This is a genomic window from Micromonospora sp. NPDC050417, assembly GCF_044458865.1.
Lineage (GTDB): Bacteria > Actinomycetota > Actinomycetes > Mycobacteriales > Micromonosporaceae > Micromonospora_G.
The window spans coordinates 34562-47994 of sequence record NZ_JBITIH010000012.1; the positions used below are offsets into that span (position 1 = coordinate 34562).

The 13433-nt window shown below is 69.4% G+C and carries 12 protein-coding genes; 4 read left to right on the forward strand and 8 right to left on the reverse strand.

The genetic code is table 11. The features are described 5' to 3' along the window. Window positions 1–24: 24 nt before the first annotated feature. The 3 genes from ACIBF5_RS17020 to ACIBF5_RS17030 form a co-directional block, all read right to left on the reverse strand. Complete coding sequence (locus ACIBF5_RS17020; RefSeq protein ID WP_396812543.1) at window positions 25–993, reverse strand: hypothetical protein; 969 nt, start codon at window positions 991–993, stop codon at window positions 25–27. A 217-nt stretch (window positions 994–1210) separates the two neighbouring features. Next, window positions 1211–2053 carry a glucose 1-dehydrogenase gene (locus tag ACIBF5_RS17025; RefSeq protein ID WP_396812545.1) on the reverse strand — a complete coding sequence of 281 codons (843 nt, stop codon included), beginning with the start codon at window positions 2051–2053 and terminating at the stop codon, window positions 1211–1213. A gap of 285 nt (window positions 2054–2338) precedes the next feature. Continuing rightward, window positions 2339–2755: an ATP-binding protein gene (locus ACIBF5_RS17030; RefSeq protein ID WP_396812547.1), complete on the reverse strand. Its 417-nt coding sequence runs from the start codon at window positions 2753–2755 to the stop codon at window positions 2339–2341. A gap of 271 nt (window positions 2756–3026) precedes the next feature. On the opposite strand from ACIBF5_RS17030, the gene ACIBF5_RS17035 reads away from it, so the two are divergent. The 4 genes from ACIBF5_RS17035 (at window position 3027) to ACIBF5_RS17050 (ending at window position 7036) form a co-directional block, all read left to right on the forward strand. Further along, window positions 3027–4238 carry a PP2C family protein-serine/threonine phosphatase gene (locus ACIBF5_RS17035; protein WP_396812549.1) on the forward strand — a complete coding sequence of 404 codons (1212 nt, stop codon included), beginning with the start codon at window positions 3027–3029 and terminating at the stop codon, window positions 4236–4238. A gap of 32 nt (window positions 4239–4270) precedes the next feature. Continuing rightward, window positions 4271–4465 carry a putative leader peptide gene (locus tag ACIBF5_RS17040; RefSeq protein ID WP_396812551.1) on the forward strand — a complete coding sequence of 65 codons (195 nt, stop codon included), beginning with the start codon at window positions 4271–4273 and terminating at the stop codon, window positions 4463–4465. A gap of 154 nt (window positions 4466–4619) precedes the next feature. Next, window positions 4620–4910, forward strand: coding sequence for a hypothetical protein (locus ACIBF5_RS17045; RefSeq protein ID WP_396812553.1), 291 nt, complete (start codon window positions 4620–4622; stop codon window positions 4908–4910). Next, a complete protein-coding gene (locus ACIBF5_RS17050; protein ID WP_396812555.1) occupies window positions 4907–7036 on the forward strand; it encodes a M14 family zinc carboxypeptidase in 2130 nt (709 codons plus the stop codon). The genes ACIBF5_RS17045 and ACIBF5_RS17050 overlap by 4 nt, the downstream gene beginning before the upstream one ends. A gap of 74 nt (window positions 7037–7110) precedes the next feature. Here the strand turns inward: ACIBF5_RS17050 and ACIBF5_RS17055 are convergent, their stop codons facing one another. The 5 genes from ACIBF5_RS17055 to ACIBF5_RS17075 all read right to left on the reverse strand — a co-directional run bounded on the left by ACIBF5_RS17055 (window position 7111) and on the right by ACIBF5_RS17075 (window position 13285). Further along, window positions 7111–8493, reverse strand: coding sequence for an MFS transporter (locus ACIBF5_RS17055; RefSeq protein ID WP_396812557.1), 1383 nt, complete (start codon window positions 8491–8493; stop codon window positions 7111–7113). A 127-nt stretch (window positions 8494–8620) separates the two neighbouring features. Further along, entirely contained in the window at window positions 8621–10270 is a 1650-nt protein-coding gene (locus ACIBF5_RS17060) for a beta-N-acetylhexosaminidase (RefSeq protein ID WP_396812558.1), read from the reverse strand. Then, window positions 10270–11103: a carbohydrate ABC transporter permease gene (locus tag ACIBF5_RS17065; protein WP_396812859.1), complete on the reverse strand. Its 834-nt coding sequence runs from the start codon at window positions 11101–11103 to the stop codon at window positions 10270–10272. Before ACIBF5_RS17065 ends, ACIBF5_RS17060 begins: the two co-directional genes overlap by 1 nt. Continuing rightward, window positions 11103–11999, reverse strand: a complete 897-nt coding sequence (locus tag ACIBF5_RS17070) for a carbohydrate ABC transporter permease (RefSeq protein WP_396812560.1) — start codon at window positions 11997–11999, stop codon at window positions 11103–11105. Before ACIBF5_RS17070 ends, ACIBF5_RS17065 begins: the two co-directional genes overlap by 1 nt. Then, window positions 11999–13285, reverse strand: coding sequence for an extracellular solute-binding protein (locus ACIBF5_RS17075; RefSeq protein WP_396812562.1), 1287 nt, complete (start codon window positions 13283–13285; stop codon window positions 11999–12001). The genes ACIBF5_RS17070 and ACIBF5_RS17075 overlap by 1 nt, the downstream gene beginning before the upstream one ends. Window positions 13286–13433 lie beyond the last annotated feature (148 nt).

Here is a 13433-nt window from a genome sequence, read left to right on the forward strand (position 1 = left end):
TCCGGTTCGGGTCTCGCGTGCCTCTCAGCCCGCCTTCTGGTAGGGGGTGACCAACTGCTTGGCCACGCTGGCACAGATCGCGGCACCTCGGTCGAGGTCCTGGTCGCCGGGGTAGCGCAACAACACGGCGAGCACCCAGTCGTCCGTGATGGCGAGGCAGTTGACGTGCCAGAGGCCGTCGTCCCGGCGCAGGGTCCACCCGTTCTTGATCCCGACGGGACTCTGGTCGAGGATGTCCTCGGGCAGCCCGTCGATGATTCCCCACCGGCCGCCGCCGCTGGTCGGCCGTTGGTCCCGGGCGGCGGTGGTGCCCCGGACCTCGGCCATCTGGCCCAGTACCCACTCGGTCCACCTCGGTCCGGCCGCGGTGCCGTTCTTGACGCACTCGCCCATCCGGACCGCGTCTTTGGCCGACATCTCGGTGTAGCTCCACCAGACCACGTCGGCGCCGGGCGGCACGACCGGTCTCGTCTGGCGCAGGCGGCACGTCCGGGCCAGTCGATTGATCACCGCCGCGCTCCCGCCGGCGATGAACAGTGACTGCGCCGCGGCGTCGTCGCTGTCCCGGATCGCACTGCTCGCCTGGGCCAGCCGGTCGGACGGGGCTTCCTCGGCGCCGAGCCGTCGCAGATAGTCGGAGACGATCCAGACTTTGATCATCGACTCGGTGGAGCTGGTCGCGCCCAGGTTCGCACCGGAGACCTTGCCGCTTCGGCGGTCGAGCAGCGCGTAGGAGAAGAAGCCTCTCTCGATCTTCACCGAGACCCGTCCGGCCGCCAGCGTCCGCCGCTGCGACTTCGGCGACGGCTTCGTCCGACCCGGTGTCGCCTTCGGCGGCGGCACCGAAGGCGACGCCTGGACGCTGAAACTGGGACGGGGACTGCCAGTGGCACCGGCAGTGGCAGTCGACGGAACTGCCGGGTTCAGCCGGGCATGGGCGCCCGGCACCAACAGAACCCCGCCGACGACGATCGACACGGCAGCGAGCACCATGCTCGTGCGTTGGTGCCGGGAACGAGAGAGGGGTCGGGGCGCGGACCGGGCGGTGCGGGGCGGTTGCGCGTGCCGGTGCCCGGCTGCCGACCCAGAATCATGAGCAACTTTCACGTGCCTAGAAACTCCGGGCCTCTCAGGGAGGGTTGCCAGTGGCGGCGGAGGTGAGGCAGATGACCTGGGTGGCCCGCGACGGCGGTCCCGGCCGGTCGACGGGCTAGAGGATCGGCTTGCCGCCGGTGACGGGGAGGATCGCCCCGGAGATGTAACCGGCCTCGTCGGAGGCGAGTAGCACGTAGGCGGGAGCGACCTCCTTCGGCTGGCCGGGTCGACCCAGCGGGGTGCTCTTGCCGAACTCTTCGACCTGCTCGGGCGGCATCGTGGAGGAAGTCAGCGGGGTCCAGATCGGGCCCGGTGCGACGCTGTTGACCCGGATGCCCCGCCCGCCGAGCATCTGGGCGAGCCCGGCGGTGAAGTTCGCGATCGCCCCTTTGGTGGTCGCGTAGGGCAGCAGGGTGGGACGGGGCATGTCGGAGTTGATCGAGCTGGTGTTGATGATCGACGCTCCCGTGCCGAGATGTGGTGACGCTGCCTGGACGAGCCGGAACATAGCGGTGATGTTGACATCGAAGGTGTGCTGCCACTCGTCGTCGGTGATCTCCTCGATGGTCTTGTGAGTCATCTGGTACGCGGCGTTGTTCACGAGCACGTCGATCCGTCCGAACTCCTCCACGGCCCGTTCGACCACCGTGCGACAGTGCGCGGCGTCGGCCAGATCGCCCGCGACCAGCACCGCCCGGCGCCCCGCCTGCTCGACCAGTTTCGCCGTGTCCTTGGCGTCGTCGTGCTCGCTGAGATAGGAGATCAGTACGTCGGCACCCTCACGGGCGAACGCGATCGCCACCGCCCGACCGATGCCGCTGTCGCCACCGGTGATGACCGCCTTCTTGCCCTCGAGACGACCAGATCCCCGGTAGGAACTCTCGCCGTGATCGGGCTTCTGACGCATCGTCTCCAGGACACCGGGGGGTTGCTGTTGCGGCTCGGACGCCTCGGACATCGAATCGCTCCCAGGTCTCTCGGCTGGCTCGACGGCAGGGCGACGCCAGGGCGATCGAGCGACGCCCAGGCGAAGTGCCCGAAGTGACCCGTTCTTAAACCCCAGTCGACCGAGAGACCCCGCTGAACGGGTACGTCCGAATGGATCGAGCCGGACCTGGGATCCTCCAGGGCGGCCTACGCCGCGTCTTGGACACCCGGAGCCGTCCCTGCTCGTGCTTCGGTGGCACGAAGGTGCCGTAGCGGAGGTGGTTGGGGGCTGGCCTTCCCGTCGGCCTGGACACGTCTAGCGGGTCTTCCCGGGTGCCGTCGGCGACGGAAGTGCGGTGCCGACGACCACGGTGGTGCCGGTCGCGCCGCTGACGATGGAGAGCAGGTCGGTCGTGTGCTGGACGATCCACAGTCCCATCCCGCCCTCCGCGCTGGGGCTGGGCCGCCGGTCACGATTGAGGTACCGCTCGGCGACGAACCCCGGGCCGTGGTCCCGAACCTCGCACTGGAGGTGGACGTCCCGCCACAGGCGCAACACACCCTGGCCGCCGCCGTGGCGTACAGCGTTGATCATGACTTCGTTGACGGCGGCGACAAAGTCGGCGGCCTTCTCCGGGGGTATCCGGCATTGCCGGGTGTGGGCGTCGACCTCGTGTCGTACCTCGGTGAAGTTCTCCGCGTCGAATTCGATTACCAAGAGTAAGCGGTCCACTTCGGCGGGTGGTGCCTGATTCGGGAGGTGCCCGGACACGTCAGCCGCCCTTTCTGCACGTCGTGGATCCCTGGAACCTACCCCGGGGGCGGATCGGAACCGTGTCACTGCCGAGTGTCCGCGGGCCGAGTCGGTCAGGGCGCGGACGATCGGCGGCTGGTGCGTTCGGGGAATCGCCTGCTCGCTACGCGTGAGTGGAATATATGTTATCGGCGCTGGTGAACGGGTTGCCGCCGGCCACGCCGGGCCAGGTGAGGGCTAGGCTGCTTCCGTGATCGAGGCAGAGGACACCGGTAGCGCCGAGCGCCTGCGCCGTATCGAGGCCGTGACCGACGCGGCGCTGTCCCGACTTGAGGCGGAGGACCTGCTCGACGAGTTGCTCGACCGTGTCCGCGACCTGATGCGGGTTCACACCGCGGCGATCCTCCTGCTCGACCCCCACTCCCAGCAGCTCGTGTCGACAGCCTCGAAAGGGCTGGAAGAAGAGGTACGGCGCAGCTTCCGCCTTCCGGTCGGTCAGGGCTTCGCCGGACGGGTCGCCGCGACCAGGCAGCCGGTCCTGATCGAGAACGTCGGCGCGAACGACGTGGCCAGCCCGGTACTGCGGGACGCCGGTGTCCGCTCCCTGCTCGGTGTGCCGATGCTGGCGGGCAAGGAACTCGTCGGGGTGCTGCATGTCGGTTCCCGTGACCCGCGGCAGTTCACCCAGGACGACATCCAACTGCTGCAACTCGTGGCGGACCGGGCCGCACTGGTGAGTCAGGCGCGTCTGGCCAGCATCGATCGGGTCGCGGCACTGGCCCTGCAGCGAAGCCTGCTACCCACCCGGCTGCCACAGGTGCCCGGCGTCGGGCTCGCCGCCAGGTACGTGCCCGGCCACCAGGCCGGCATCGGTGGTGACTGGTACGACGTCTTCGTCCTGCCCACCGGGTGGCTCGGCATAGTCGTGGGCGACGTCTCTGGACACGGTCTGGCGGCGGCGGTCGTCATGGGCCGCCTCCGTAGCGCGCTGCGTGCGTACACACTCGAGTGTGACGATCCTTCGGACGCGTTGACCCGTCTCGATCGGAAGGTCCACCACTTCGAGACCGGCAACCTCGCGACCGTGCTCTACGCCATGATCAGCCCTGACCGCAGACGTATCCACATCTCGCTCGCGGGTCACCTTCCGCCCGTGCTGGTCAGTCCCGGACGCCCGGCGGAGTTACTCACCTTGCCGGTGGATCCGCCGCTCGGCATCGGAGCCCCGCGGGTACGCCACACCACCGCCGTGGAGTTCCCTTCCGACGCCGTCCTCGTGTGTTACACCGACGGGCTCGTCGAGCGCCGTGGCGAACTCATCGACGTCGGACTCGACCGTCTTCGGGCCGCGACCCACCCCGGATCCGCGGAGGACGTCTGCGCGGTGATCATGTCGGAGCTCGGCGCGGAGCAGCCGGCCGATGACATCGCCCTGCTGGGCATCGAGCGCACGGCTCCGTAAGCGTCATGGGGCGGGGGCACGCTCCGTCGTCGATGTCGGCGGCGCTGCGGCCCGGCGAATCGGTACAGGTCAGGGTGAACGGCATTCATGATCGAAAAGCGCCCGGTCGGTTGACAGGGCATCGACCCTCAACGAAGATCTATTTCGTGCGGAGCGCCTTTCTGACTAAGCGGGGTCACATCGACCTCCTGCGTGTCGCCAGCGCTGCCTGTCGACGCTCCATCTGACGCCGGGCACCTCCCCTCTCTCGCACGCTGCCAACGCCCTTTCCTGCCCTAGGTCTCCGGCCCTGCGGTGGCGTTCGCCTGCGCGCACAGTCCGTTCTTGACAGGAGATCCGTTCTTCATGGTCAGAAGACTCTCTAGGTTCACGACTGCGGCCGTGGCCGTCTCGTTGATCGGCACGGTGGCGTGGACCGGTCCGGCGAACGCCTCGGCGCTGCCGGCGGTGCCCCCGTCCGGTGTCGACTTCTGGGGCATCACAGGGTTCCCGACCCGCAGCGTTCTGCCGGTGTGGCCCGACAACCCCAACGACGCGTCCATCCCGATCGGCGTCATCCCGTACGACGAGATCGCACCGAAGCTGAACGCCCTGCAGGCCGCGACGAACCGGGTCTCGGCCCGGGTGGCGGGCAAGTCCTCCGGCGGCTACGACCTGTACGCGGTGACGTGACCGCGCCGGAGACCCAGGACGAGGCACGGCGGCAGGAGAACTGGCGGCGTCGGATCGAGAACGAGCCGGCGGCGGCGCAGCAGGACCAGCGCCTGCTCGCCGGTTACAAGACCCCGCTGTTCGTCAACGCCAACATCCACGGCAACGAGTGGGAGGGCACCGACGCGGCACTGCGGGTGATCGAGCAGCTCGCGACGAGCACCGATCCCCAGGTCGAGCAGCTTCTCCAGCGCAACCGGCTGGTCTTCAACGTCACCTCCAATCCGGACGGCCGGGTCGCCGGTACCCGTCAGAACGCGGCGGGCTACGACCTCAACCGTGACCTGACCATCGTGTCGCAGCCCGAGACCAACCTGATCCGTGAGCTGATCGTCGACACCCGGCCGATCATCACGCTCGACCTGCACGGCTACGTCAACCCGACGCTGCTGCACCCGAGCACCCCGCCGCACAACGTCAACAACGAGTACGACCTCTACATCAAGCACGGCCTGCCGAACGCGTTGGCGATCGAGGAGGGCCTGCGTGCCCTGGGCTACCCCGAGACCCAGCGGGCACGCATCCCGTTCCGGGACGACGAGCCCGGCGTGTGGGACGACTTCCCGCCGATCTACGTGCCGTCCTTCGCGATGCTGCAGAGCAGCATCCCGTACACGATCGAGGCGCCGCTCAATCCGCGTGGCAACCTCACTCCGGAAGAGAAGGTACGTCGGTCCCGCATCAACACCGACGTGCACGAGGTGGCGATCAGGACCTCGTTGCAGTACATCCAGGACCACCGGGCCGAGGTGCTGTTCGACCAGGCCGAGGGCTACCGCCGTGGCGCGGCCGGTGAGCCGCTGCGGGACATCCCGGATGGCTACGTGCCGGGCTGGGGTCCCGAGGACAACTACCACACGGTCTTCCCCCGCTCGTACGTCATCCCGGCCGGCTCCGGCCAGCACTCGGCACCGGCCGCGGCCCGTCTCGTCGACCTGCTGATCGGCAGCGGCGGCCGGGTGTGGCGGGCGAAGCAGAACTTCACCGCCAACGGCAAGAGCTACCCCGCCGGCTCGTACGTGATCGACATGCACCAGCCCAAGCGTGGCCTGGTCAACTCCCTGCTCGAACCCGGTGTGGACATCACCGATCGGGTGGACGACCTCTACGCCGGCCCCGCTGCCTGGAGCCAGGGACTGACCTGGGGAGCGACCGTCGACACCCTGTGGGACCAGTTGCCGGGAGTGACCCTGGAGCGGGCCTACGACGGCAAGGCCGAGAGCGCCGTGCCGGGCGGCACCCCCGACCTGCGACTGAACCTCCAGGACGCCGCCGACCTGCTCGCGGTCAACGCGTTGCTGGACCAGGGGGTCAAGGTCTACCGGCTGGCCGACGGGTCGGTCGCCATTCCGCACACGACGACCAACCGCAGGCTTGCCGCAGCCGAGTCCCGTAAGCACGACGTTGCCTTCGAAGCCGCCCCGGCGGGCTGGCAGGGAACGCTGCTGAACAGGGTGGTCGTCGGTTACCTGGGTACGGTCGAGGAGCGCGACACGCTGCGGGACCTCGGTTTCGAGGCGCGTACGCTCACCGCGACGACCCTGGCCACCACACTGACCGCCGACGTCGACGTGATCCTGGTGGCCAGCAACCTCAACCTGGCGAACCTGACGGCGGAGAACCGTGCCGCACTGAACGCCTTCCTCGCCCGTGGCGGTGGTGTCGTGGGTCTGGACACCGCTGGCGCGAGCTTCAGCAACGGCGCCTCGCTGCTGAGCGTCACGGCCACCGCCGGTGCCTCGCTCGCCAGTGGTGTGGTCAACATCGTCAACAGCCAGGGCCCGGTCACCTCGGGTGCGATCCCGCACTCGTTCATCAACCAGCCCGTCTGGTTCACCAACCTCGGTGCCGGTGTCACGGTCGAGCAGTCGTACGGCGAAGACCCGCTGCTCTCCGGTTGGTGGGCGCCGAACGCGACGGGCGCCAACGGTCCGACGGCGGCGGCCAACCAGGCCAGTATCGTCCGTGGCGTGTCGGCCGGGGGCAACGGCGTGGTGCTCTTCGGTACGGACCCGACGTACCGGACCCACCCGAAGGGCCTGCAACCGCAGCTCGGCCGGGCCGTGCTCTGGGCGGCCCAGCGGTAGTCGCCTCATTGCGCGCAACGGAACGTGAAGGACCCGGGTGCCCGTGGGCGCCCGGGTCCTTAGTCTCGGGCGGGTCAGGTGTCGCTGCGGTCGGTCGCGAGCGCGACCTTCTCGTGGTTCCGGGTCGTGTCGTCGGCCCCGGTGTGCCCCTGCGGCTGGTCGGCGTCCGGAAGCACGTCGAGCGGGTGGGCCAGCTCGTCGCGGGGCATCCTGGCCAGGACGATCGCCGAAGCGGCGAGCACGGTCGGCACCAGACCGGCGAGGGCGAACGTCGTACCGAGTCCGATGCCGGTGCTGACCGGCCCGGCGATCGCCATCGACACGGGCACGAACAGCAACGAGACGAAGAAGTCGAGACTGGAGACCCGACCGAGCATGTGCGGCGGGACCCGCCGCTGCAACAGCGTTCCCCAGATGACCATCGGGGCGGAGAAGCAGATCCCGACCACGAAGAGCGCCACGGCGATCAGCCATGCCTGGTCCGCGAAGCCGACCAGCGCCAGGGGCAGGCACCCGAGCCCCCAGAAGAGGTTCATGACGGTCAGGTAGCGCCGGGGCAGGCGCAGCGCCGCCATCCCCAGGGCGCCGATCGCCCCGCCGACGCCGAAGGCCGCCATCACCAAGGCGTGGTCGCCCGGTCCACCATGGGCCTGGTCCTTGATCACGAACGGGACGAGCACCTCGATCGGGCCCATGATCAGCAGGGTCAGCAGGGACGCGTACAGCAGGGTGGCAAGCAGCCATGGCGTGCTTCCCATGTAGCGGAAGCCGTCGCGCAGGTCGATCAGCGTGGCCCGTACGGGATGGTCCGTGGTGGCGGTCCGGGCCCCGCGTAGCGGCACCGGTCGTACGGCCAGCAGGAAGGCCACACCGGCCGCCTCCAGCAGGGTGACCGCGAGCAGGGCGGCACCGGGAGACCAGGCGGCGATCAACGTGCTGGCCAGGGCCGGTCCGGCGGCCTGCATGATGGTCGGGCGGAGCATTCCCTCGACACCGTTTGCGGCGATCAGGTCACCGGCCGGCAGGATCGAGGGGAGCAGGGCGGAGTACGCCGGGTAGGTGAAGCCGTTCGCGGCCCCGGCGAGCAGCGCTACCACCGCCAGGTGCCAGAACGTCAACAGATTGGTGAGGGCCAGCACCGCCACGGATCCGGCGGCCAGGGTACGCAGCGCGGCTACCGCGGTCAGGATCCGCCGCTGCGGAATCCGGTCGGCCAGTACGCCACCGAGCAACGCGGTGGTGAGCATGCCGGCGGCCGACGCGGCGGAGACGAGCGACAACTCGGTCGGGCCCCCGCCCATCGCGATGACCTGCCAGACCAGGGCGATCATCCAGACCCCGCCGGCGAACAACGACATGGTCACCGCGGCGGCGAGCAACCGGTACTGCCCGCTGCGGAACGGGCGCAGCGGCCCCCGCAGCCAGCCCGGTCCGGTCACCTCGACGCTGGTACCCATCACCCTCCCTCGGACATGCGCGGCCCTTCGACATCGTGACGGTACGGTCTGACACCGTCGCGCGGCGCGGAAACGATCGGGCTCCGACCCGCCTCCGAGGATCATGCAACCTCAACGTTTGTTCAGGTCAACTCTCGACCGGCCCGGTCTCCGGCTCCGTCGGCGCCAGCACGTTACCGGTGAGGGCGGCGAGTTCGGCGTCCCGGTCGGCCCGCTCGCGCGGCCAGCCGGCCGCGTCCGGTCGCCGCTGCCACGGCAGCGGCCCGTCGGGCGGGCGGTAGGCGACACCGAGCGCGTCGAGGCGGGACAGGTGCGCGGTGAGACGGGCCTCGAAATCGTGCCAGGGGGCGGTGTCCGGGGCCGACCAGGCGACCTCGGCGAACGCGCAGAGCCGGGGAAAGGCCAGATAGTCGACCGTACGCGGCTGGTCGGCGTGCTCGGTCCAGATGTTGCACTGGGCGCCGAGCAGCCGGTGCCGTAGCTCGGCCGGGAGGGCGGGCGGTTCCGGTTCGAAGGCGCGTACGTCGGCGACCGTGAGCACGGTGCCGACCGGGATCGGCTCGTCCGGGTGATCGGACTGGCGGTAGTCCAGGTACGCGGCACTGTCCCAGCAGGCGACCACGTCGTGGCCGGCGCGTGCCGCCGCGACCGCCAGCGCCGGCCCACGCCACGCGGCCACCGTCGCCCCGGGCGGCAGGCTTCCCTCCAGGATCTCGTCCCACCCGAACAGGACCCGGCCGTGGGCTTCCAGGTGCCGCTGGAAGCGCTGGACGAACCAGCTCTGCAACTCGTCCTCGTCACCCAGACCGAGTTCCCGCAGCCGCCGCTGGGCGGCCGGACTCGCCCGCCACTCGTCCTTGCGGCACTCGTCGCCGCCGATGCCAATGTGCCGACTGGGAAAGAGCTCCATCACCTCGTCCAACACGTGTGAGAAGAAGGCGACGGTCTCGTCGGAGACGTTCAGTACGTGCCGCGACACGCCCCACCGGGTGGAGACCTCCACCGTTTCGTCAACCCCGTTGCCCAGGTGCGGGTACGCCGCGATGGCCGCCTGGGTGTGGCCGGGCAGGTCGATCTCCGGCACCACCGTGACGAACCGCTCGGACGCGTACGCGACGATCTCCCGGATGTCGTCCTGGGTGTAGTAGCCGCCGTGCGGCCGACCGTCGAACCGCCCGTGCTGGCGCGAGCCGACCATCGACTCGCGGCGCCACGCGCCCACCCCCGTCAGCCGTGGGTAGCGCCGGATCTGGAGCCGCCAGCCCTGGTCGTCGGTGAGGTGCAGGTGCAGCACGTTGAGCTTGTGCGCGGCGATCAGGTCGATCAGGCGCAGCACACCGGCGACCGGCATGAAGTGCCGGGCCACGTCGAGCATGGCGCCCCGCCAACCGAACCGGGGCTGGTCGACGATGTCCACGCCCGGCACCACCCACGGGCCGGATCGGACCGGTGCCCGGCGGTACACCTGCGGCGGCAGGAGTTGCCGCAGGGTCTGCGCGCCGTAGAAGACGCCGGCGGGGGAGCCACCGGTGATGGTGATCCGGTCCGGGCGTACCCGCAGTCGGTATCCCTCCGGGTGCGTGTCGGGATCGACGGTGAGGTCGATGTCACCGAGACCGGTGTGCGCGGCGCGAAACGGATACCCGGTGGGGCACGACAACGCCCCGGTGAGCCATCGTGCGACCCCGGCGCACCCAGGTTCCCAGCCGATCGTGGTCGCCTCGGTGAGGGTGAACGAACCGGTGAGTGGGCGGGTGTTGGTCGGCCTCGGCAGCATCAGTCCTTCACCGCCCCGCCGAGTCCGGCGACCAGCCGGTGCCGGACCAGGACGAAGAAGACCAGCACCGGGATCGTCATCAGGGTCGAGGCGGCCATGATGCCGCCCCAGTCGTTCTCGTCCGGTTTGAAGAAGACCAGCAGCGCGGCGGGGAGGGTCTGGTTCTCGGTGGCGCTGATGATGAACGTCTTGGCGAACAGGAAATCGTTCCACGCGGTGATGAAGGAGAACACCCCGGTTGCCGCCAGCCCGGGCGACACCAGGGGAAACAGGATCCGCCACAGAATGGTGAAACGGCTTGCGCCGTCGAGCGTCGCCGCCTCCTCGATCTCCTGCGGCACCGCGGCGACGAAACCCCGCAGCATCCAGATGGCGAACGGCAGACTGAACGCCAACTGCACCAGCACCAGCGAGCCGAGGGTGTTCAACCCGACCCCGGGTACGGTTCGGCCAAGGTCGCGGATCTGGAAGAAGAGCGGGATGCTCAGCGCCTCCACCGGCACCATCTGGGCGACCAGGAACAGCACCAGGAGGGTGGTCCGGGTGCGGAACCGGTAGCGGGTCAGCGCGACCGCGGCCAGGAACGAGATCAGCGCGCTGATCGCGACCACGGTCAGCGCGACGACCGCGCTGTTGAGGAAGTAGCGGCCGAATCCACTGACGCCGAGCGCCGAGCCGAAGTGCTCCAGGGTCGGGTGCAGCGTCCAGGGTCGGGGATCGGCGGACCGGATCTCGCCGGTCGGTTTGAGGGCCGACAGCACCATCCAGTAGATCGGGAAGACGGTGACGGCGGCGACCACGATGGCGGTGGCGTCGGCGACCCGGCGGCGGATCACAGCGCCTCCCCGGTGCGGCGCAGCACACGCAGGTAGAGGAGTGTGACCACGAGCAGGATCACCGTCATCACGATGCCGATCGCCGAGCCGAGGCCGTACTGGGACGAGGCGAAAGCCTTCTGGTACGCGTACACGTTGAGCACCAGGTTCTGTCCGGCGATGCCACCGCCACCGGTCATCACGTAGATCTGGGTGAACACCTTGAAGTCCCAGATGACCGACTGGATCACCACGATGATGATCAGCGGTCGCAGGATCGGGGCGATGATCCGGCGGAAGGTGGTCAGGGCGCCCGCGCCGTCCAGCGCGGCGGCCTCCCGTACCGAGGTCGGCACCGCCTGGATGCCCGCGTACAGGGTGATCATGACGAACGGGAACGAGTGCCAGACCACCACCGCGCCGACCAGCGTGAACGCCACGCTCCGGTCGTAGAACCAGTTGTAGCCGTCGAGCCCGAGCACTTCGTTGACCAGGCCGAGGTTGCTGTCGAACAGGAAGGCCCAGACCACCGAGCCGGTCATCGCCGGCGCGGCCCAGGCGGTCAGCGCGGCGAACGAGAGCACCGCCCGGGCCACCGGGCCGATCCGGGTCAGCAGAACGGCGAGCGCGGCACCGACCGCGAGCGTCACGACCACGCAGCCGGCGGCGAAGACCACCGTCTGGCCGAGCACCGTCCAGAAGGTCGGGTCGTCGAAGAGGGCACGGAAGTTGCCGAAGCCCACGAACCGGCCCGGTTCGCCACCACTGACCTGCGGTTGTCCGTACTCGAACAGGGAGAGCAGGCCAAGCTGGTAGAGCGGGTACGCGAACATCGGCACCAGCACGGCGAGCGCCGGCAGCAGCAGCCACAGCGGGGTCAGCCGCTGCCGGCGGAACGTCGCGGCGACCGTCATTACTTGCCGAACGCCGCGCTGATCCGGGTGTTCGCCTCGGCCGCCGCCGCGTCCACGGTGGCCTGCTTCGTGATCACCTTCTGGAGCAGGGTCGGCAGGATCTTCTCGGCGTCGATGGTGGTCCAGGCCCTGTCCACCGGCACGAACCGGGTGCCCGCCTCCATCGTGTCGATGAAGGGCTTGAGCTGCGGATCCTTGGCGATCACCTCGGCCCGGGCGGACTTCATCGCGGGGACGAAGCCCATCGCGTCGTACAGCTTCAGGGTGTACTTCCGCCCGGCGAGCAGTCGCATGAACTCGACCGCCAGGGCGCGGTGGCTGGTGGAGCGGAAGACACCGAGGCTGCTGCCGCCAGCGAAGGCGGGCGCGATCGAGCCCGGCTTCGCGCCGGGGAGCGGGACGACGGCGTACCTGCCCTTGACCACGCCGGCCTCCACCGCCGAGCGGTTGAAGTTGCCCAGGATGCCCATCCCCGCCCGGCCGGCGGCGAACGCCTCGACGGTGCCGCCGCCAGTCAGGTCGACGCACTGCTGAGCGGGGCAGATGTCGTCGCCGAACAGATCGGTGTACGCGGTGATGCCAGCCTTCGACGCGGCCGAGTCGATGCTGGCGGTGTAGCCGGCGCCGCTGCTGGTGGCGATGTCGCCACCGGCGTCCCAGACGAACGGCAGCGCGCCGAAGACGTACAGCCCGCCGACCGCGATGCCGAGCATCTCCTTGCGCTCGGCCCGGATCCGTTTCGCCGTGGCGACCAGTTCGGCGTAGGAGGTGGGGGGCCGCAGGCCGAGCTCGGTGAAGACGTCGGTGCGGTAGTAGAGGGCACGTACGCCGATCCACCACGGTACGCCGTACGCCTTGTCGCCCACCGTCACGGTGCTCACCAGGTCGGCGGGCAGGTCGCCGGCCTCCGACCAGCTCTTGAGGTCGTCGCTGACGTCCGCCATGCCGTTGGAGGCGACAAAACCCGCCAGGTCGGTGTTGCCGACCTCGGTCACGTCCGGCGCGCTGGCCGGGTCGTTGAGCGCGCCCTTGTACTTCTCGGCCCGGGTGTCGGTCGCCAGGTAGCTGACGTCGACGCTGACCCCGGGATGGGCCGCGGAGAACTCGGCGACGGCTTCGGAGACCACCGCCTGCTTGGCGGCGCGGTTCGCCTCGTCGAAGAGCCAGACCCGCAGCGTGCCGGTCTTCTCGTCGCCGCTCTCCGTGGGTGTGCCGGTCGACGGTGCGCAGGCGCCGGCGCTCAGGGCCAGCGCGAGCAGCACGGCGAGGGCCAGGGGTTTCCGCACAGCTTCTCTCCCCTCCAATAACGAGCCAGGTTCATAATTAGGTCGGTATCGATGCCCTCCAGGTTGGGCTGTGGAAGGTGTTCCGTCAAGCCACGTTTCCGCAGGTGAGAGCCGATTTCTGGGCACGCCGACGCCCACCGCCGGCGGT

Excerpts from the sequence above, each read along its gene's own strand:
- ACIBF5_RS17025 (WP_396812545.1), bottom strand. The coding sequence starts at position 2,053 with ATGTCCGAGGCGTCCGAGCCGCAACAGCAACCCCCCGGTGTCCTGGAG.
- ACIBF5_RS17055 (WP_396812557.1), bottom strand. The coding sequence starts at position 8,493 with ATGGGTACCAGCGTCGAGGTGACCGGACCGGGCTGGCTGCGGGGGCCG.
- ACIBF5_RS17070 (WP_396812560.1), bottom strand. The coding sequence starts at position 11,999 with ATGACGGTCGCCGCGACGTTCCGCCGGCAGCGGCTGACCCCGCTGTGG.
- ACIBF5_RS17040 (WP_396812551.1), top strand. The coding sequence starts at position 4,271 with ATGTCGGCGGCGCTGCGGCCCGGCGAATCGGTACAGGTCAGGGTGAAC.
- ACIBF5_RS17020 (WP_396812543.1), bottom strand. The coding sequence starts at position 993 with ATGGTGCTCGCTGCCGTGTCGATCGTCGTCGGCGGGGTTCTGTTGGTG.
- ACIBF5_RS17060 (WP_396812558.1), bottom strand. The coding sequence starts at position 10,270 with ATGCTGCCGAGGCCGACCAACACCCGCCCACTCACCGGTTCGTTCACC.